Source organism: Pseudomonas sp. Marseille-Q5299 (assembly GCF_943737035.1).
GTDB classification, from domain to species: Bacteria; Pseudomonadota; Gammaproteobacteria; order Pseudomonadales; family Pseudomonadaceae; genus Aquipseudomonas; species Aquipseudomonas putida_E.
The window spans coordinates 625,235-644,479 of the sequence record NZ_CALSFR010000002.1 but is presented as its reverse complement, the minus strand read 5'-3'; the positions used below and the strand labels follow the sequence as shown (position 1 = coordinate 644,479).

General features: G+C 62.2%; 14 protein-coding genes. 8 read left to right on the top strand and 6 right to left on the bottom strand.

All coding sequences use genetic code 11. The annotated features are described in order from the left end of the window. The first annotated feature begins 436 nt into the window (after positions 1-436). The 7 genes from pcaR to pcaC all read left to right on the top strand — a co-directional run bounded on the left by pcaR (position 437) and on the right by pcaC (position 8,459). Entirely contained in the window at positions 437-1,312 is an 876-nt protein-coding gene (gene pcaR, locus NGJ21_RS07375) for a pca regulon transcriptional regulator PcaR (protein ID WP_012312936.1), read from the top strand. 325 nt (positions 1,313-1,637) lie between these two features. Further along, on the top strand, positions 1,638-2,981 hold the full coding sequence (gene pcaK, locus NGJ21_RS07370) for a 4-hydroxybenzoate transporter PcaK (RefSeq protein ID WP_039602158.1): 1,344 nt from the start codon (positions 1,638-1,640) through the stop codon (positions 2,979-2,981). Positions 2,982-3,201: 220 nt separating this feature from the next. After that, positions 3,202-4,407: a 3-oxoadipyl-CoA thiolase gene (gene pcaF, locus NGJ21_RS07365; protein WP_177010419.1), complete on the top strand. Its 1,206-nt coding sequence runs from the start codon at positions 3,202-3,204 to the stop codon at positions 4,405-4,407. Positions 4,408-4,595: 188 nt separating this feature from the next. Continuing rightward, entirely contained in the window at positions 4,596-5,885 is a 1,290-nt protein-coding gene (locus NGJ21_RS07360; RefSeq protein WP_251961977.1) for an MFS family transporter, read from the top strand. A gap of 9 nt (positions 5,886-5,894) precedes the next feature. Continuing rightward, entirely contained in the window at positions 5,895-7,247 is a 1,353-nt protein-coding gene (locus NGJ21_RS07355) for a 3-carboxy-cis,cis-muconate cycloisomerase (RefSeq protein WP_125924260.1), read from the top strand. Positions 7,248-7,258: 11 nt separating this feature from the next. Next, the gene (gene pcaD, locus NGJ21_RS07350) at positions 7,259-8,050 is read left to right on the top strand and encodes a 3-oxoadipate enol-lactonase (RefSeq protein WP_115273673.1); all 792 of its coding nucleotides are present in this window, start codon (positions 7,259-7,261) and stop codon (positions 8,048-8,050) included. A gap of 10 nt (positions 8,051-8,060) precedes the next feature. Next, positions 8,061-8,459, top strand: coding sequence for a 4-carboxymuconolactone decarboxylase (gene pcaC, locus NGJ21_RS07345; protein WP_012312942.1), 399 nt, complete (start codon positions 8,061-8,063; stop codon positions 8,457-8,459). Positions 8,460-8,583: 124 nt separating this feature from the next. Here pcaC and NGJ21_RS07340 read toward each other — a convergent pair whose 3' ends face one another. The 5 genes from NGJ21_RS07340 to ttgA form a co-directional block, all read right to left on the bottom strand. Beyond that, the gene (locus tag NGJ21_RS07340; RefSeq protein ID WP_012312943.1) at positions 8,584-9,096 is read right to left on the bottom strand and encodes an Mpo1 family 2-hydroxy fatty acid dioxygenase; all 513 of its coding nucleotides are present in this window, start codon (positions 9,094-9,096) and stop codon (positions 8,584-8,586) included. Between the two features lie 155 nt (positions 9,097-9,251). Continuing rightward, positions 9,252-10,505, bottom strand: a complete 1,254-nt coding sequence (locus tag NGJ21_RS07335; protein WP_119688336.1) for an OprD family porin — start codon at positions 10,503-10,505, stop codon at positions 9,252-9,254. A 256-nt stretch (positions 10,506-10,761) separates the two neighbouring features. After that, the gene (locus NGJ21_RS07330; RefSeq protein WP_046784917.1) at positions 10,762-12,216 is read right to left on the bottom strand and encodes an AdeC/AdeK/OprM family multidrug efflux complex outer membrane factor; all 1,455 of its coding nucleotides are present in this window, start codon (positions 12,214-12,216) and stop codon (positions 10,762-10,764) included. Beyond that, on the bottom strand, positions 12,213-15,365 hold the full coding sequence (ttgB, locus tag NGJ21_RS07325) for a multidrug efflux RND transporter permease subunit TtgB (protein ID WP_251961976.1): 3,153 nt from the start codon (positions 15,363-15,365) through the stop codon (positions 12,213-12,215). The genes NGJ21_RS07330 and ttgB overlap by 4 nt, the downstream gene beginning before the upstream one ends. Positions 15,366-15,368: 3 nt before the next feature. Continuing rightward, entirely contained in the window at positions 15,369-16,523 is a 1,155-nt protein-coding gene (gene ttgA / locus NGJ21_RS07320; protein WP_046784919.1) for a toluene efflux RND transporter periplasmic adaptor subunit TtgA, read from the bottom strand. A 255-nt stretch (positions 16,524-16,778) separates the two neighbouring features. Between ttgA and ttgR the strand changes: the two genes are divergently transcribed. After that, positions 16,779-17,411 carry an efflux transport transcriptional regulator TtgR gene (ttgR, locus tag NGJ21_RS07315; RefSeq protein WP_046784920.1) on the top strand — a complete coding sequence of 211 codons (633 nt, stop codon included), beginning with the start codon at positions 16,779-16,781 and terminating at the stop codon, positions 17,409-17,411. Positions 17,412-17,482: 71 nt separating this feature from the next. Here the strand turns inward: ttgR and NGJ21_RS07310 are convergent, their stop codons facing one another. Then, positions 17,483-18,934 carry an MDR family MFS transporter gene (locus NGJ21_RS07310; RefSeq protein WP_251961975.1) on the bottom strand — a complete coding sequence of 484 codons (1,452 nt, stop codon included), beginning with the start codon at positions 18,932-18,934 and terminating at the stop codon, positions 17,483-17,485. Positions 18,935-19,245 lie beyond the last annotated feature (311 nt).

Here is a 19,245-nt window from a genome sequence, read left to right as displayed (position 1 = left end):
GTGCGTGCACGTGCACGTTGCCCATGCACAGGGCGTGCTGGTCGTCGGATAAGGGTCAGGCCGTAAGTGCCTTGCCCGAATGAGGATCCGGGCCAGCCGACTGGATTATAGCAATCGATAAAACGCCAGACAGTGTTATTTACCCAGCCCTTACAACCGTCGTTCAAGTTGCGGGTAATGGCTGCTTGTGCAAAGTTTGAACGGCCGGCGCGTGGAAAGTTCGCTGCTGTTCAGATATCAGGCAGGGAAACAAAAACGGCCTCGCACAAAGACGAGGCCGTTGCCTGGGGACTTCTACGGTGGGTACCTGACCAGTCTCTCCAAAGAAGCCACAAGTGGCAGTAGAAAGGTATAAGTAAACGTGTCAGCGGTCAATTGCGATTATCGGCCGTTTGTTCGATAATCGCACGAAGCAGCGAATTTTTTGAGGTGAGCGATGAGTGACGAAATCCCGGCCAACGAATCTGCCAGCCCGGAGTCGGTACGCCCGAGCGCCCCTGCCTTGGCACCGCCGATCGTGGCCTCGCCAGCCAAGCGTATTCAGGCATTTACTGGTGACCCGGACTTCATGACCTCGCTGGCGCGGGGCCTTGCCGTAATCCAGGCATTTCAGGAGCGCAAGCGCCATCTGACCATCGCTCAGATCAGCCACCGCACCGAGATCCCACGAGCGGCGGTGCGTCGTTGTTTGCATACGCTGATCAAGCTCGGCTATGCCACGACCGATGGGCGTACCTATTCGCTGCTGCCCAAGGTGCTGACCCTGGGTCATGCCTACCTTTCGTCGACGCCGCTGGCGATGTCGGCCCAGCCCTATCTGGACCGCATCAGCGATCAGTTGCACGAGGCTGCCAACATGGCCACCCTCGAAGGCGACGACATTCTTTATATAGCCCGTTCGGCCACTGTGGAGCGGTTGATATCGGTCGATCTGTCAGTCGGTGGGCGGCTGCCGGCCTACTGCACGTCGATGGGGCGCATTCTGTTGGCAGCGATGGACGACACCAGCTTGCGCGAGTACCTCGACCGCGCCGACCTCAAGGCCCGCACCAGCCGTACCTTGCATGATCCGGAGTCGCTGTTCGCTTGTATTCAGCAGGTGCGTGAGCAGGGCTGGTGCGTGGTCGACCAGGAACTGGAGCAGGGGCTGCGCTCGATTGCTGTGCCGATTTATGATGCGTCCGGGCAGGTGCTTGCGGCGTTGAATGTCAGTACCCATGTGGGGCGTGTAAGCCGAAGCGAGCTGGAACAGCGGTTCTTACCGATCCTGCTGGCATCCAGTCGCGATCTTTGCCATCAGTTGTTTGGCTGAAACACGTACAGCCCGTCGTGCCGCTGTGCACTGTTATCGAACATGCCAACCGTTTCCTGTTCGATAAACGCACAGTGTCGCTCTGGACGAATTGCGCGCCCTCCATTGGCTGATTAATGTCTCTCGCAGCGGTCGGCTGTGCCGACCGAACAAGAAAAACACAAGAGGCGCACACCATGACCACTGTCACTTTGCTGCTGCGGCCGCACCCGCACGCAGTTCCGTTGTATCCAGGCTGAATCAGGCCGCATTTCATCGACTTTGAACCCTGTACCGGTTGCCCTTGTGCAGTGGCTCGACTGTGCCCAATTTCTGGATAACAACAATGAACAAGCCACAATCTGTCGGGAACTGCCTCGACGTTCAATCATTCATCAATGAACAACCGCTGTCGCGCTATCAATGGCGCGTGGTGATCCTTTGTTTCCTGATTGTCTTCCTCGATGGTCTGGATACTGCGGCCATGGGGTTTATCGCTCCGGCATTGTCCCAGGAATGGGGCATCGACCGCGCCAGCCTTGGCCCGGTGATGAGCGCCGCGTTGATCGGGATGGTGTTCGGTGCCTTGGGTTCAGGGCCGCTGGCCGACCGCTTTGGCCGTAAGGTCGTGCTGGTAGGTGCGGTATTGGTGTTCGGTGGTTTCAGCCTGGCCTCGGCCTACGCCAGCAACGTCGACCAGTTGCTGATGCTGCGCTTTCTGACCGGCCTCGGGCTGGGTGCCGGCATGCCCAATGCCACCACGCTGCTTTCCGAATACACCCCGGAGCGCCTCAAGTCGCTGTTGGTGACCAGCATGTTCTGCGGTTTCAACCTGGGCATGGCTGGTGGTGGGTTCATTTCCGCGAAGATGATCCCGGCCTACGGCTGGCATAGCCTGTTGGTAGTGGGCGGTGTGCTGCCGCTGCTGCTGGTTGTGGTGCTGATGGTCTGGCTGCCTGAGTCGGCACGCTTTCTGGTTGTACGCAACCGCGGTACCGACAAGGTGCGCAAGACCCTGGCGCCGATTGCACCGGCCGTCGTTGCGCAGGCAGCCAGCTTCAGTGTGCCGGAACAGAAGGCTGTGGCCGCGCGCAACGTGTTCGCAGTGATCTTCTCCGGCACCTATGGCCTGGGCACGATGCTGCTGTGGCTGACCTACTTCATGGGCCTGGTCATCGTCTACCTGCTGACCAGCTGGCTGCCGACGCTGATGCGTGACAGCGGCGCAAGCATGGAGCAGGCCGCGTTCATCGGTGCGCTGTTCCAGTTCGGTGGCGTACTCAGTGCCGTGGCAGTAGGCTGGGCCATGGACCGTTACAACCCGCACAAGGTCATCGGTATCTTCTACTTGCTGGCGGGCGTGTTCGCTTATGCGGTAGGGCAGAGCCTGGGCAACATTACCGTGCTTGCCACTCTGGTGCTGGTAGCCGGGATGTGTGTGAACGGCGCGCAATCGGCCATGCCTTCGCTGGCGGCGCGGTTCTATCCGACCCAAGCGCGTGCCACCGGTGTTTCCTGGATGCTCGGCATCGGCCGCTTTGGCGCGATCCTCGGCGCCTGGAGTGGTGCGACCCTGCTTGGCCTGGGCTGGAACTTCGAGCAGGTGCTGACGGCATTGCTGGTGCCAGCTGCGCTGGCCACGGTAGGCGTGATCGTGAAAGGCCTGGTGAGCCACGCCGACGCGACCTGAGCCTGCGCTGACGGGCCGCGTTGCGGCCCCTTGGGAAAGGGATGGCTGGGTGACAATATGTTCGATAAACGCACGGATAGTCGATTATCGGATTGTCAGCGACCCGCCACTCTCCTTAATCTGAGCCCAACGTAGCACCCTGAACCGAGGTCGACCTGGGTGCGCTGCGTGACTTTGAAACCCGCACCGCCGAGGCCCATGGCCCACTGGCAGGAGAAGCTTGATGCGCGACGTATTTATCTGTGACGCTATTCGCACCCCCATCGGCCGCTTCGGCGGCGCCTTGGCCGGCGTGCGTGCCGATGATCTGGCCGCTGTACCGCTCAAGGCGCTGATCGAGCGTAACCCGGGTGTGCAGTGGGATCAGGTCGACGAAGTGTTTTTTGGCTGTGCCAACCAGGCCGGTGAAGATAACCGCAACGTGGCACGCATGGCCCTGCTGCTGGCGGGCCTGCCCGAGAGTATCCCGGGTGTGACCCTGAACCGCCTGTGCGCCTCGGGTATGGACGCCATCGGTACTGCATTCCGTGCCATTGCCAGCGGCGAGATGGAGCTGGCCATTGCCGGCGGCGTCGAGTCCATGTCGCGCGCGCCGTTTGTCATGGGCAAAGCCGAGAGCGCTTACTCGCGCAACATGAAGCTTGAAGACACGACCATCGGCTGGCGCTTCATCAACCCGCTGATGAAGAGCCAGTACGGTGTGGACTCCATGCCTGAAACCGCTGATAACGTCGCAGACGATTACCAGGTTTCGCGTGCCGACCAGGATGCCTTCGCCCTGCGCAGCCAGCAGAAGGCCGCCGCAGCCCAGGCTGCCGGCTTCTTCGCCGAAGAAATCGTGCCTGTGCGTATCGCCCACAAGAAGGGCGAAACCATCGTCGATCGCGATGAGCATCTGCGCCCGGAAACCACCCTTGAGGCACTGACCAAGCTCAAACCGGTCAACGGCCCGGATAAGACGGTCACCGCTGGCAATGCCTCGGGCGTGAACGACGGTGCTGCGGCACTGATCCTGGCCTCGGCTGAAGCGGTGAAGAAGCACGGCCTGACCCCGCGTGCCCGTGTTCTGGGCATGGCCAGCGGCGGTGTAGCGCCACGGGTGATGGGCATTGGCCCAGTACCGGCGGTGCGCAAGCTGACCGAGCGCCTGGGTGTAGCCATGAGCGATTTCGATGTGATCGAGCTCAACGAAGCGTTTGCCAGTCAAGGCCTGGCGGTGCTGCGTGAGCTGGGCGTGGCCGATGATGCGCCGCAAGTGAACCCCAACGGCGGTGCAATTGCCCTGGGCCACCCGCTGGGCATGAGTGGAGCGCGCCTGGTGCTGACCGCACTGCACCAACTGGAGAAGAGCGGCGGGCGCAAGGGCTTGGCGACCATGTGTGTCGGTGTTGGCCAAGGTCTGGCGTTGGCCATCGAGCGGGTTTGACCTGTCCCGGCCTTTTCGCGGGACAAGCCCGTTCCCACAGGGGACCACGCCTCTCTTGTGAGAGCGGGCTTGTTTCGCGAAGAGGCCGGACTTATGAGACACAAGGCCAATAGCCAGCCCAGAAGCGGAACGAGTGTGTTACTAAGTATGTCTAGACCTACTTAGCACACTCCAGGAGTAAAGCCGTCATGACCTCAACCTATTACACCGGTGAAGAGCGCAGTAAGCGCATCTTCGCCATCGTCGGTGCCTCTTCAGGCAACCTGGTGGAATGGTTCGACTTTTATGTCTACGCCTTCTGTGCAATCTATTTTGCCCCGGCCTTCTTCCCCTCTGACGACCCCACTGTTCAATTGCTCAATACCGCTGGCGTGTTCGCCGCTGGCTTCCTGATGCGGCCTATCGGTGGCTGGATCTTCGGTCGCCTGGCGGACCGCCATGGCCGCAAGAATTCCCTGATGATCTCGGTGCTGATGATGTGTTTCGGCTCCTTGATGATTGCCTGCTTACCCACCTACTCGAGCATTGGCACCTGGGCCCCGGCATTGCTGTTGCTGGCCCGCTTGATTCAGGGCCTTTCGGTAGGCGGCGAGTACGGCACCACCGCGACCTACATGAGTGAGGTGGCGCTGCGTGGCCAGCGTGGTTTCTTTGCTTCGTTCCAGTATGTCACCCTGATCGGCGGCCAATTGCTGGCAGTGCTGGTGGTGGTGATCCTTCAGCAACTGCTGACCGAAGATGAACTGCGTGCCTGGGGCTGGCGCATTCCGTTCGTGGTCGGTTCCATCGCTGCGCTAATCTCGCTGATGCTGCGCCGCTCGCTGCACGAGACCAGCAGCGCCGAAACCCGCAAGGACAAGGACGCTGGTTCCATCAAAGGCCTGTTCCGCAACCACACGGCAGCCTTCATCACCGTGCTCGGCTATACCGCCGGTGGCTCGCTGATCTTCTATACCTTCACTACGTACATGCAGAAGTACCTGGTCAACACTGCGGGCATGACCGCGAAGAACGCCAGCTTCGTGATGACCGGCGCCTTGTTCCTGTACATGGTGATGCAGCCGTTCTTCGGCATGCTCTCCGACCGTATCGGCCGACGTAACTCGATGCTGCTGTTCGGTGCCTTGGGGACGCTGTTCACCGTGCCGTTGCTGATGGCGCTAAAGACCGTCAGCAGCCCGTTCATGGCCTTCGTGCTGGTGACCCTGGCGCTGTGCATCGTCAGTTTCTACCCCTCGATCAGTGGCCTGGTGAAGGCTGAGATGTTCCCGCCGCAGGTGCGTGCGCTTGGGGTAGGCCTGGCTTACGCGGTAGCCAACGCAATGTTCGGCGGCTCGGCCGAGTATGTGGCCCTGGGCTTGAAAAGCCTGGGTATGGAGAACACCTTTTACTGGTACGTGACGGCGATGATGGCAATCGCGTTCCTGTTCAGCCTGCGTCTGCCGAAACAGGCGGCGTACCTGCACCATGATGATTAAGGACGTTGCATGAGCAACCTACTGTTCGACGCCTATTTCACCGCCCCGGCCATGCGCGAGATCTTTTCTGACCGCGGCCGTCTGCAGGGCATGCTCGATTTCGAAGCTGCCCTGGCCCGTGCCGAGGCTGCTGCCGGCCTGGTGCCGCACAGCGCGGTAGCGGCCATCGAGGCCGCCTGCCAGGCCGAGCGCTTTGACGTTCGCGCGCTCGCCGATGCCATTGCCACGGCAGGCAACTCGGCAATCCCGCTGGTCAAGGCGCTGGGCAAGGTGATCGCCAGTGGTGTTCCCGAGGCCGAACGCTATGTGCACTTGGGCGCCACCAGCCAGGACGCGATGGATACCGGGCTGGTGCTGCAGTTGCGTGATGCACTGGCGCTGATCGAGGCTGACCTCGCCACGCTGGCCGAAACCTTGTCGCGCCAGGCCCTGCTGCACGCCGACACACCGCTGGTGGGACGTACATGGCTGCAGCACGCCACCCCGGTGACTCTGGGCATGAAGCTGGCCGGCATACTGGGCGCCGTTACGCGCCACCGTCAACGGCTGCAGGAGCTGCGTCCGCGCTTGTTGGTACTGCAGTTCGGTGGCGCCTCCGGCAGCTTGGCGGCCTTGGGCAGCAAAGCACTGCCGGTCGCCGAGGGCCTGGCCGCACAGTTGCAACTGACCTTGCCCGAGCAACCCTGGCACACCCAGCGCGATCGCCTGGTGGAATTCGCCTCGGTGCTGGGCCTTATTGCCGGTAGCCTGGGCAAGCTGGGCCGCGATGTCAGCCTGCTGATGCAGACCGAGGCGGGCGAGGTGTTCGAGCCTTCCGCGCCTGGCAAGGGTGGGTCGTCGACCATGCCGCACAAGCGCAACCCGGTGGGCGCTGCAGTGCTGATCGGTGCCGCCACCCGGGTGCCGGGGCTGCTATCGACGCTTTACGCAGCCATGCCCCAGGAGCACGAGCGCAGCCTCGGCCTGTGGCATGCCGAGTGGGAAACACTGCCGGAGATCTGCTGCCTGGTTTCAGGCGCCTTGCGTCAGGCCCAGGTGATCGTCGAAGGCATGGAGGTGGACGCCGAGCGCATGCGCCGCAACCTCGACCTGACCCAAGGCCTGGTGCTGGCCGAGGCGGTGAGCATCGTCCTGGCCCAACGCCTTGGCCGCGACCGCGCCCATCACTTGCTCGAGCAATGCTGCCAGCGCGCCGTGGCCGAACAGCGCCATTTGCGCGCTGTGTTGGGCGACGAGCCGCAGGTGACCGCCGAACTGACTGAACAAGAGCTAGACCGTCTGCTCGACCCTGCCCATTACCTTGGCCAGGCCCGCGTCTGGGTGGCGCGCGCTGTGGCTGAACATCAACGATTCACTGCCTGAAGGAGACCGCTGTGGCGCATTTGCAACTGGCCGATGGCGTACTGAACTATCGACTCGATGGCCCGGACGATGCCCCGGTGCTGGTGCTGTCCAACTCCCTGGGGACTGACCTGGGCATGTGGGACAGTCAGATTCCGCTGTGGAGCGAGCACTTGCGTGTACTGCGTTACGACACTCGCGGTCACGGCGCTTCGCTGGTCACCGATGGCCCATACAGCATCGAGCAACTGGGCGGCGATGTGCTGGCGCTGCTCGATGCACTGGATATCCGGCATGCCCACTTCGTCGGCTTGTCCATGGGTGGCCTGATCGGCCAGTGGCTGGGTATCAATGCGGGCGAGCGTCTGCACAGCCTGACCCTGTGCAATACCGCGGCCAAGATCGCCAATGACGAAGTGTGGAATACCCGCATCGACATGGTGCTCAAAGGCGGCCAGCAGGCCATGGCCGACCTGCGCGACGCCTCGATCGCTCGCTGGTTCACCCCCGCGTTTGCCCAGGCCCAACCTGAGCAGGCGCAGCGCATCTGTCAGATGCTCGCGCAGACCTCTCCACAGGGCTATGCCGCCAACTGCGCGGCAGTACGCGACGCCGATTACCGTGAGCAACTCGGCCGTATCCAGGTGCCTACGCTGGTCGTTGCCGGTACCGAGGACGTGGTGACCACGCCGGAACATGGCCGCTTCATGCAGGCCGCGATCATCGGTGCCACCTATGCCGAATTCCCGGCAGCGCACCTTTCCAATGTCGAGATCGGCGAGGCGTTCAGCCTTCGCGTGCTTGACTTCCTGCTGGCTCGCTGAGGAATCTGCCATGGATGAGAAACAACGTTACGACGCCGGCATGCAAGTACGCCGCGCAGTACTCGGCGATGCCCACGTGGATCGCAGCCTGGAGAAACTCAACGACTTCAATGGCGAGTTCCAGGAAATGATCACTCGCCATGCCTGGGGTGATATCTGGACCCGCCCAGGCCTGCCACGGCACACGCGTAGCCTGATCACCATCGCCATGCTGATCGGCATGAACCGCAACGATGAACTCAAGCTGCACCTGCGCGCGGCGGCCAACAACGGCGTGACCCGTGAAGAGATCAAGGAAGTGCTGATGCAGAGCGCTATCTACTGTGGTATTCCGGCAGCCAATGCCACCTTCCACCTGGCAGAATCGGTGTGGGATGAGTTAGGTGTAGAGTCTCGTCAACAGTCGTGAAGCTCACGCACCTGTAGGAGCGGCCTTGTGTCGCGAAAGGGCTGCGAAGCGGCCCCAGGATGGTTGCAGCGTCGCTGAAATTGATGGGGCCGCTTCGCAGCCCTTTCGCGACACAAGGCCGCTCCTACGCAGAGCGCAGCGCCACCGGCCCGGCATTGGCCTCAACTGCATGCTTGAGCGCCGGGCACATTCCCAGCATGAACGCCGCCTCCGCCACCACGAACAGCGGCCCGATGATCAGCCCGCTGATATCGTCGACGAACGCCGGCTTGCGGCCTTCGTAGTAATGCCCGACGAACTGGATGATCCAGCCCACCACAAATGCCCCTGCCCCAGCACTGAGCCACAGCGCGGTGCTTTGCAGCGCCAGTGCCTGGCCAACCCACAGGCACAGCCCCAGCAGCAAGCCCATCACCAGCCCGAAACGCAGGTCCAGGCGCAGGTAGAACCACACCGACGCTGCCGCTGCCAGCAGGGCAGGGGAAAGCCAGACCCCGGCGACGTCCCAGCCCGGGCGCGACAGCAGGATGGTCACGGCCAGCACGATCAGCGGAATGCCGACGAAGTGGGTAGCGATATTGCGTGGGTCGCGGTGGTAGCTGGCGTATTGGCTCAGGTGTTCAACGAGGTTTTTCATTGTTGTTCCTCCCTGGGTGGCCTGTTTGCATGGTGTAGCCTGTGCCGCACTGTTGGCGGGCACAGGCCACTCATACTGCTCAGGATAGCCTGTGGCGCACCACCATCATCAGCTTAGCGAATGGTGGCAGTGCGCATGGCTGATGGCCGGTGAGATCACAACAGGTTCAACGGATAACTCACGATCAAGCGGTTCTCATCGAACGCGTTGGTGCTGAAGTCCCTGCGCATGGTGGAGTTGCGCCATTTCACCGAAAGGTCCTTGAATGACCCCGACTGCACCACGTAGGCCAGTTCGGTTTCCCGCGCCCATTCCTTGCCGTCGTCGATGCTGCCAGAGGTGACATTGTCGCCCTTGATGTAGCGGTTCATCAGGGTCAGGCCGGGGATACCGACGGTGACGAAGTTGAAGTCATGGCGCACCTGCCAGGAACGTTCCTTGGCATTGTCGAAGCTGGAGTTGTAGCTGTCGTTGGCCAGGGTGCCGCCGCTGGTGCCGTTGACCCGCAACCAGGCATCGTCGCCACTGACTTTCTGCAGGCCGACGTAGAAGGTGTTGCCCTTGTAGCGTGCCGAGAGCATGGCCGAGGCCGTGCGGTTGTCGAGCTGGCCTGCGCGTTCGGCCCCGTCTTCTTTGCCGATGAAATAGCCGAGGTTGGCGCCCAGGGTCCATTCGCCCAGCGGCTGGCTATGCACCAGGTTGATGTATTGCTGACGGTAGATGTCCTTGAGCTGGGCATCCCACAGGCCGATCATCGTGCGCTTGTCGTTGAAGGTATATTCGCCACCGCCGAAGTTGAAACGATCGGAGGTGAACGCCGCCCGCCCATTGAGCGACATGTCTTCCATGCTGGCGTCGTTGCGCGGGCTGTTGGCGCGGAACTGACCCGCGTACAGGGTCAGGCCCTCGATTTCTTTCGAGGTGAGCTGGCCGCCGCGGAAGGTCTGCGGCAGCGAGCGGCCGTCATCCGAGCGCAGAATCGGCAGCACTGGCATCCATTCGCCTACTTTCAGTTCGGTCTGCGACAGCTTGGCTTTCAGTGCAACGCCCAGGCGGCCGAAGTCGTCGGCGGGCCGGCCGTCATCGTGGACCGGTAGCAGGTTGGTATTGGTGGTGCCCTTACCGCCGTCGAGCTTGACCGAATACATGCCCAGTACATCCACGCCGAAACCTACGACGCCCTGGGTGAAGCCGGAGCGGGCATCGAGGATGAAGCTTTGCGTCCATTCCTCTCCCTTGGCTTGGGAGTGAGCCGGGTCGACAAAGTTGCGGTTGATGTAGAAGTTGCGCAGGTTGAGGGTGGCCTTGGCGTCCTCCATGAAACCGCCTTCGGCGGCCAATGCGGGGAGGGCACAGGACATGGCCAACAGGCCGGGCAGCAGCTGGCGTGCGGGGTGCGAAATGCTCATCTGTCGTGGATCTCTTGTTTTTATTGGCGAACCGGTGCGCTGCAGAGTGCAGCCTGCAGGGCGGGTCTTTTTGTCAAATTGGCAACGTGTTGCTGGAGAGGATGGTGCGGGGAGGGCAGCAGTGAGGCAATTCGTCGCAAGCGGAAGCGGGCGATAATCGAACGGAATGTTCCAGTTGGTTAATTATTTGTCAGGCAGCGTTGTGCGCAACAAAAAACCCACCGCGAGGGGTGGGTTTTTGTGTTTACCTGAACAGTCAGCTCTTCGGTGTTGCCGCCGATGCCTGCTGATTGGCCTGCCCGGTCTGCTCGTACCAGCCACCGCCGAGCGCTTTGTACAGGTTGACCTCGCTGGTCAGCTGCGACAGGCGATCGGTGATCAGCGACTGCTGTGCACTGAACAGGTTGCGCTGGGCGTCGAGGAAGGTCAGGTTGCTGTCGATACCGATGCGGTAACGGCGTTCGGCCAGGCGGTAGTAATCCTGGTTCGCCTGCACCAGGTCACGTTGCGCCTGCAACTGCTCTTCGAAGGTCTTGCGTGCCGCCAGGCCATCGGAGACTTCCTGGAAGGCGGTCTGGATGGTCTTTTCATACTTGGCGACGTTGATGTCCTTCTGGATCTTCGAGTAGTCCAGGCTCGCCTTCAGACTGCCGGCGTTGAAGATCGGCAGGTTGATCTGCGGCTGGAACAGCCAGGTCCCCGAACCACCTTTGAACAGCCCGTCCATGTCCGGGCTCAGGGTGCCGGCGTTGGCGGTCAGGCTGATGCTCGGGAAGAACGCTGCTCGCGCTGCGCCAATGTTGGCGTTGGCGGCCTTGAGCAGGTGCTCGGCTTCCTGGATGTCCGGGCGGCGCTGGAGGATGTCCGACGGCAGGCCAGCCGGCACTTCCGCCAGCTGGTCGGCATCGAGCTCCAGCGGCTTGGGCAGGTTGGCCGGGATGCCGGTACCCACCAGCACGGCCAGGCTGTTGAGGTCCTGGGCGACAAGGCGCTGATACTGCGAATACTTGACCCGTGCCCCTTCCACGGCGGTGCGCGCCTGGCTGAGGTCGAGCGCCGAAGCTACACCGACTTCGTTGCTGCGGCGGGTCAGGTTGTAGCTTTCCTCGTAGGTCTTGAGCGTCTCTTCGGTCAGCTTGAACAGTGCCTGGTCGGCCTGCCAGGTGTAGTAGGCGTTGGCCACGCTGGCCACCAGGGCGATCTGCGTGGAGCGACGCGCCTGCTCACTGGACAGGTAGGTTTCCAGGGCCTGCTCGGTCAGGCTGCGTACGCGGCCGAACAGGTCCAGCTCGTAGGCGCTGACGCCCAGCGTGGCCGAGTACTGGCTGGTGATGTTGGCCTCACCGGTTGTCGACAGGTCCGCCGGGACGCGCTGGCGGCTGCCGCTGCCGGTGGCTGAAACCGCCGGGAACAGGTCGGCGCGCTGGATGCGGTACTGCGCGCGGTAGGCGTCGAGGTTCAGTGCCGCCACGCGCAGGTCACGGTTGTTCACCAGCGAAGTCTGGATCAACTGCTGCAGTGCCGGGTCGTGGAAGAACTGGCGCCAGCCCTGTTCGGCGGCGGCCACGTCGGCCGACTCGGTCGGCGAGTACGCAGGGCCTTGCGGCCACTGCGCTGCCACCGGTGCTTCCGGCGTCTGGTAATCAGGGATCAGCGAGCAGCCGCCGAGAATGAAAGCGGTTACCGCCAGGGACAACAAAGACTTGGTCATTGCCCAGCCTCATAACGTGGAGTTTCAGGGGTGGCGTCCTGTTCCGGCTTTTTGCTGCCGAACAGCGACGACACTGCGACGAAGAACAGCGGTACCCAGAAGATGGCCAGCACGGTCGCACTGATCATGCCGCCGATTACCCCGGTACCGATGGCATGCTGGCTGCCCGCGCCAGCGCCGCTGGAAATGGTCAACGGTACCACGCCGAGGATGAATGCCAGCGAGGTCATGATGATCGGGCGCAGACGCATGCGGCATGCCTCGATCGCTGCGTCATACAGGCTCTTGCCTTGTTCGTGCAGTTCCTTGGCGAATTCCACGATCAGGATCGCGTTCTTCGCCGCCAGGCCGATGGTGGTCAACAGGCCTACCAGGAAGTACACGTCATTGGACAGGCCGCGCAGGCTGGTGGCGATCAGCGCACCGATGATGCCCAGTGGAACGACCAGCACGACGGCGATCGGGATCGACCAGCTTTCATACAGTGCTGCCAGGCACAGGAACACGAACAGGACCGAGAGGGCGAACAGTGCCGGCATCTGCGAGCCGGAGAGCTTTTCCTCGTAGGACATGCCGGTCCAGGAGTAGCCGATGCCGTCCGGCAGTTCGCCAGCGATCCGCTCCACCTCAGCCATGGCTTCACCGGTACTGTAGCCTGGTGCCGGTGCACCGAGAATCTCCATTGCCTCAACGCCGTTGTAGCGCGACAGCTTGGGCGAACCGTAGGTCCATTCACCTGTGGCGAAGGAGGAGAACGGCACCATCTCGCCTGCAACGTTGCGCACGTACCACTTCTGCAGGTCTTCCGGGCTCATCCGGGCGTTCGGTTCGCCCTGGATGTACACCTTCTTGACCCGGCCGCGGTCGATGAAGTCGTTGACGTAGCTGGCACCCAAGGCAATCGACAGGGTGTTGTTGATGTCGGAGATGGTCACGCCCAGGGCGCTGGCACGTTCGTCATCGATGGTCAGCTGGTACTGCGGCTCATCGTTCAGGCCGTTCGGACGCACGGCGCTGAGCACCTTGCTCTGGGCAGCCTTGGCCAGGAACTGGTTGCGCGCTTCCATGAGTTTCGCATGGCCGACGCCACCACGATCCTGCAGGAATACGTCGAAGCCGGTGGCGTTACCCAACTCCAGTACCGCAGGCGGAGCAAAGGCGAACACCATCGCATCACGGAAGCTGAAGAAGTGCTGCTGGGCACGCTCGGCCAGGCCGAACACGCTGTTCTCCTTGGAGCGTTCGTCCCACGGCTTGAGCATGATGAACGCCATGCCCGAGCTTTGCCCGCGACCGGCGAAGTTGAAGCCGTTGACGGTGAACACCGACGACACGGTATCGGCTTCGTCCTCGAGCAGGTACTCACGCATCTGGTCAATCACCACCTGGGTGCGCTCGGCACTGGAACCGGCCGGTGTCTGCACCTGGGCGAACAGTACGCCCTGGTCTTCCTCGGGCAGGAACGCGGTAGGGATGCGGGCGAACAGCCAGATCATGCCGACGACGATCAAGGCGTAGCCCAGCAGGAACGGCACCTTGTTGCGCAGGATGGTACCCACGCTGCGCTCGTAGCCGTTCACGCTGCGGTCGAAGTTGCGGTTGAACCAGCCGAAGAAGCCACCTTTGGCCACATGGTGCTCGCCCTTTTTAAGCGGCTTGAGCATGGTGGCGCACAGCGCCGGGGTGAAGATCAGTGCCACCAGCACCGACAGGCCCATGGCCGAGACGATGGTGATGGAGAATTGCCGGTAGATCACACCCGTGGAGCCGCCGAAGAAGGCCATCGGCAGCAGCACTGCCGACAGCACCAGGGCGATACCCACCAGCGCGCCCTGGATCTGCTCCATCGACCGCTTGGTCGCCTCTTTGGGCGGCAAGCCTTCCTCGGACATGACCCGTTCGACGTTCTCCACCACGACGATGGCGTCGTCCACCAGCAAGCCGATGGCCAGGACCATGGCGAACATGGTCAGGGTGTTGATGCTGAAGCCCGCTGCGGCAAGGATGCCGAAGGTGCCCAGCAATACCACCGGTACGGTCATGGTGGTAATGATGGTGGCGCGGAAGTTCTGCAGGAACAGGTACATCACCAGGAATACCAGGACCACGGCTTCGATCAGGGTGTGGATAACCCCGCTGATCGATTCGGTGACCACCGGCGTGGTGTCATACGGGAACACCGCCTTGACCCCTGGCGGGAAGAACGGCTCCAGGTCGCTGATGGTCTTGCGCAGGGCCGTGGCGGTATCCAGGGCGTTGGCGCCGGTCGCCAGCTTGACCGCAAGGCCCGAGGCCGGCTTGCCGTTGAACTGGGCGCTGATGGCGTAGTTTTCGCCGCCCAGGCCGACCTGGGCAACATCGCGCAAGCGAACCTGCGAGCCATCGCTGTTGACCTTGAGCAGGATATTTTCGAACTGCTCGGCGGTCTGCAGGCGAGTCTTGCCGATGATGGTGGCGTTCAGCTGGGTGCCGGGTATGGCAGGCAGGCCGCCGAGCTGGCCGGACGACACCTGCACGTTCTGCGCGGCGACCGCGGTCTTGACGTCGACCGGAGTCAGCTGGAACTTGTTCAGCTTGGCCGGATCGAGCCAGATACGCATGGCGTACTGTGCACCGAACACCTGGAAGTCACCGACACCTGCCGTGCGCGAAATCGAGTCCTGCATGTTGGAAACGATGTAGTTGGCAAGGTCATCCTTGGTCATGCTGCCGTCTTCGGACACCAGGCCGATCACCATCAGGAAGTTCTTCACTGCCTTGGTGACGCGGATACCTTGCTGCTGCACTTCCTGCGGCAGCAGTGGGGTGGCCAGGTTCAGCTTGTTCTGTACCTGAACCTGCGCGGTATCAGGGTTGGTGCCCTGCTCGAAGGTGGCGGTGATGGTCATGCTGCCGTCGGAGTTGCTCTCCGAGGACACATAACGCAGGTTGTCGATACCGTTGAGCTGCTGCTCGATCACCTGCACCACGGTGTCCTGCACGGTTTGCGCCGAGGCGCCCGGGTAGGTCACGGAGATGGCGATGGCCGGCGGCGCGATGCTTGGGTACTGGTTGATCGGCAGCTTCAGGATCGACAAAGCGCCGACCAGCATGATCACCAAGGCGATCACCCAGGCGAAGATCGGGCGATCGATAAAGAACTTCGACATGGTTTACTCCGCTTTGGCGTCTGCTTTGGCCGCGCTGGCCTGATCAGGGCTGCCCGGTTTCTTGACGTTGGTGGCATCGCTGACCTTGACCTCGACACCCGGGCGCACGTACTGCAGGCCCTCGGTGATCAGGCGGTCGCCCGGGTTCAGGCCTTCTTCGATCAGCCAGTCGCTGCCCAGGGTGCGGCTGGCCTTGAGCTGGCGCAGTTCGACCTTGTTCTCCTGGTTGACTACCAGCGCGGTCGGTGCACCCTTGAGGTCACGGGTCACGCCTTGCTGCGGGGCCAGGATGGCATTGCTGTTGACCCCGGCCTTGAGCCGCGCGTGCACGAACATGCCGGGCAGCAGGGTGTGATCAGGGTTGGGGAAGATGGCGCGCAAGGTCACCGAACCTGTGGTCTCGTCGACCGCCACTTCGGAGAACTCCAGGCGACCTTCCTGCTTGAACAGGCTGCCGTCTTCCAGCACCAGCTGGACGGACGCGGCGTTGTCGCCGGACTTCTGCAGCTGGCCGCTTTCCAGGTCACGGCGCAGCTTGAGCAGCTCGGCGGTGGACTGGGTGACATCGACGTAGATCGGGTCGAGTTGCTGGATGGTGGCCATGGCATTGGTCTGGCCATTGCTCACCAGCGCACCTTCAGTGAACGACGAGCGACCGATACGACCGCTGATCGGCGCCAGTACCTTGGTATAGCGCAGGTCGATCTGGGCACTTTTGAGCGCTGCCTCGGCCTGCAATCGTTTGGCATTGGCGTCGTCGTATTCCTGCTTGGACACCGCCTGTTCGTCTATCAGCTGCTTGTAGCGCTCGGCCAGCGAGCGGGTAGCCTGGAGGTTGGCCTGGGCGTTGGCCAGGGTGGCCTCGTATACGGCAGGGTCGATCTGGTACAGCTGCTGACCGGCCTTGACGTCGCTGCCTTCCTTGAACAGGCGCTTGAGAATGATGCCATTGACCTGAGGGCGCACTTCGGCAATGCGATAGGCGCTGGTGCGCCCCGGCAGCTCGGTGGTCAAGGTGAAGGCCTGGGGCTGGATTGTCACGACGCCGACCAGAGGAGCCTGTGCTGCGGGCGCGGCTTCTTCTTTGTTACAGCCACTTAGCAGAGTTGCCAGGGCGACGGCGGAAACCAGAGCGGTAACGGCTGGCTTGAATTGCATGAGGATCCTCGGGTCGCTAGAGCAGGGAGACGCTCAAGAGTAATGGAAGAGTCTTGTCAGAAAAAATGCTATCCGGTGGATAAATAGCTTACTAACGAATATACTTACATTCATGGTTGTTTGTAAATACCGTTGGGTAGTACTTGGCTACTATCCGGCCCCTTGATTAGCCCATCCGGAGGCACCCTTCAGAGGTGACCCCGGCGGATTCCCCGCAAGCAACGTGCCTGCGGGCCCAGATGAGGTTGTACTGCCATGGTCCGTCGAACCAAAGAAGAAGCCCAGGAAACCCGAACCCAGATCATCGAGGCGGCGGAAAAGGCTTTCTACAAGCGTGGGGTTGCGCGAACCACCCTGGCTGACATCGCCGAACTGGCGGGCGTGACCCGCGGTGCTATCTACTGGCATTTCAACAATAAGGCGGAGTTGGTGCAGGCGCTGCTCGACAGCCTGCACGAAACCCATGACCACTTGGCGCGTGCCAGTGAAAGCGAGGACGAACTGGACCCACTCGGCTGCATGCGCAAGCTGCTGCTGCAAGTGTTCAACGGGCTGGTGCTCGACGCCCGGACCCGGCGTATCAATGAGATCTTGCATCACAAGTGCGAGTTCACCGATGACATGTGTGAAATTCGCCAGCAGCGCCAAAGTGCGGTGCTGGATTGCCATGAGGGCATTACCCTGGCGTTGGCCAATGCCGTGCGCCGTGAGCAGTTGCCGGCCGGGCTGGATGTAGAACGGGCAGCCGTGGCCCTGTTTGCCTATGTCGATGGCCTGATCGGGCGCTGGTTGCTACTGCCAGACAGCGTCGATCTGCTGCGCGATGCCGAAAAATGGGTGGACACCGGGCTGGATATGCTGCGCTGGAGCCCTGCCTTGCGCAATTGACACTTTGTTAAGGATTGTGAGGGAGTGTTTTCCCTGAGCATTAAGGGATGATTAAAACCTAAGGTGCTCCCCTAGCGCCCACGCAACTGCCGGTCCGGCAATGCCACTGCCGCCACCAGCCCCAGCAGCGCCACCGTGGCGCTGCCCAGCAACAGGTGCCTGAAGGTTTCCAGCAATCGTGCCTGGGTTGCAGGATCCGCTTCCCCAGCCTGCAGGCTCCCCAGCAACGGATTACCCGCCAATTCGACCCCCCCCTGATGCAGCAGTGCCAGCAGTACGCTGGACATGCAGGCCACGCCCATGGCGCCGCCAAGTGAGCGGAACAGATTGGTCGTGCTGGTGGCCACGCCGATGTCCTTGCTATCCACAGCGCTCTGGGTGCCTACCAGCGATGTCGGGAACTGCAGCCCACAGGCGATGCCTGTGAACAACATGAAAAGCGCACTGAGAACGCCCGACTGCGGTGGGGTGATGGCCATGGCGAAGATCGCCACCGGCATCAGCAACGCACCGGCGAGGATCTGCGGCTTGTAGCGGCCAGTGAAGCTGGTCATGCGCCCGCCGGTGAATGCACCGATGGGCAGGCCAATGGCCAAGGGCAGCAGGTGCAGCGCGGCGCTGTCGGCCCCGGCCCCGGTGATGCCCTGGTAGCGCAGGGGCATCAGCATGGTCAGAGAGATCGATTGGAAACTGGCGAAGAAAATCACCGCCCAGCACAGCACGGCCACCCGGTTGCCGAACAGCCCCAGTGGCAGCAACGGTTCCTGGCAACGACGTTCATGCCCGATGAACAAGGCTGTGCCAAGCCCGGCACAGGCGAACAGGGCCATCACGGCAGGCGCAGTCCAGGCGTGGCCCTGGCCGACCAGGGTAATGCCCAGCAGCAGGCTGCCCAGGCCAAGGATCAACAACACCGCCCCCACATAGTCCACCTGAGCCTGGCGGCGTTGCACGGGCATGCCCTCCAGGGCGCGGTGGATGGCCCACAGGGCGGCCAGGCCCAAGGGCAGGTTGATCCAGAACACCCAGCGCCACGACAGGTATTCGGTCAGCCAGCCACCCAGTACCGGCCCGGCCACGCTGGCTGCGGCATACATGCTGCTGAAATAGCCCTGGTAGCGGCCACGCTCCCGGGGTGGTACGAAGTCGCCAATGATCGCCTGGCTCACCGAAACCATGCCGCCCGCACCGATACCCTGCAGCACCCGCGCCAGCACCAGCTGCTGCATGTCCTGGGCCAGGGCACAGGCGATGGAGGCCAGGGTGAACAGGCTGATGCCGGTAAGGATCATGCGGCGGCGCCCATACAGGTCCCCCAGCTTGCCGTAGATCGGCACTGCCACGGTCATCGCCACCATGTAGCCCGATATCACCCAGGCCAGCAGCCCGACGTCATTGAACCGGGCGGAGATGGCTGGCAGTGAAACGGCGACGATGGTCTGGTCGAGGGCGCCAAGGAAGATGGCCAGCATCAACGCGGTGAGGACGCTGCGCAGGGCGGTCGGGGGCAGTGCGGCGGTCACGGAGGGGCACCTTGTTTGAAAGACAGCAGTGGCTTTGCTGGCCCACGAGCGGGCCGGCACCAATACCGCGATTGTAACCTGACTTAGGTAGCTACCTATGTACTATCAGCATCGCCCATGCAAGATCGGCATTGGCGCATTCATCCAGTGCTGCATGGCTGCGTGATATCGTGCATGGACCGCAGAGCCTTGAATCCGCGGGTCGCACCAGCTTGGTGCAGCATGATGTCGCAGGATTCCAGTGCCGCTGTATCCCACACCTTTTATTCCTCTGCCTGCATGTCGAGCATGAGCGCCCCGATGGCGACGGT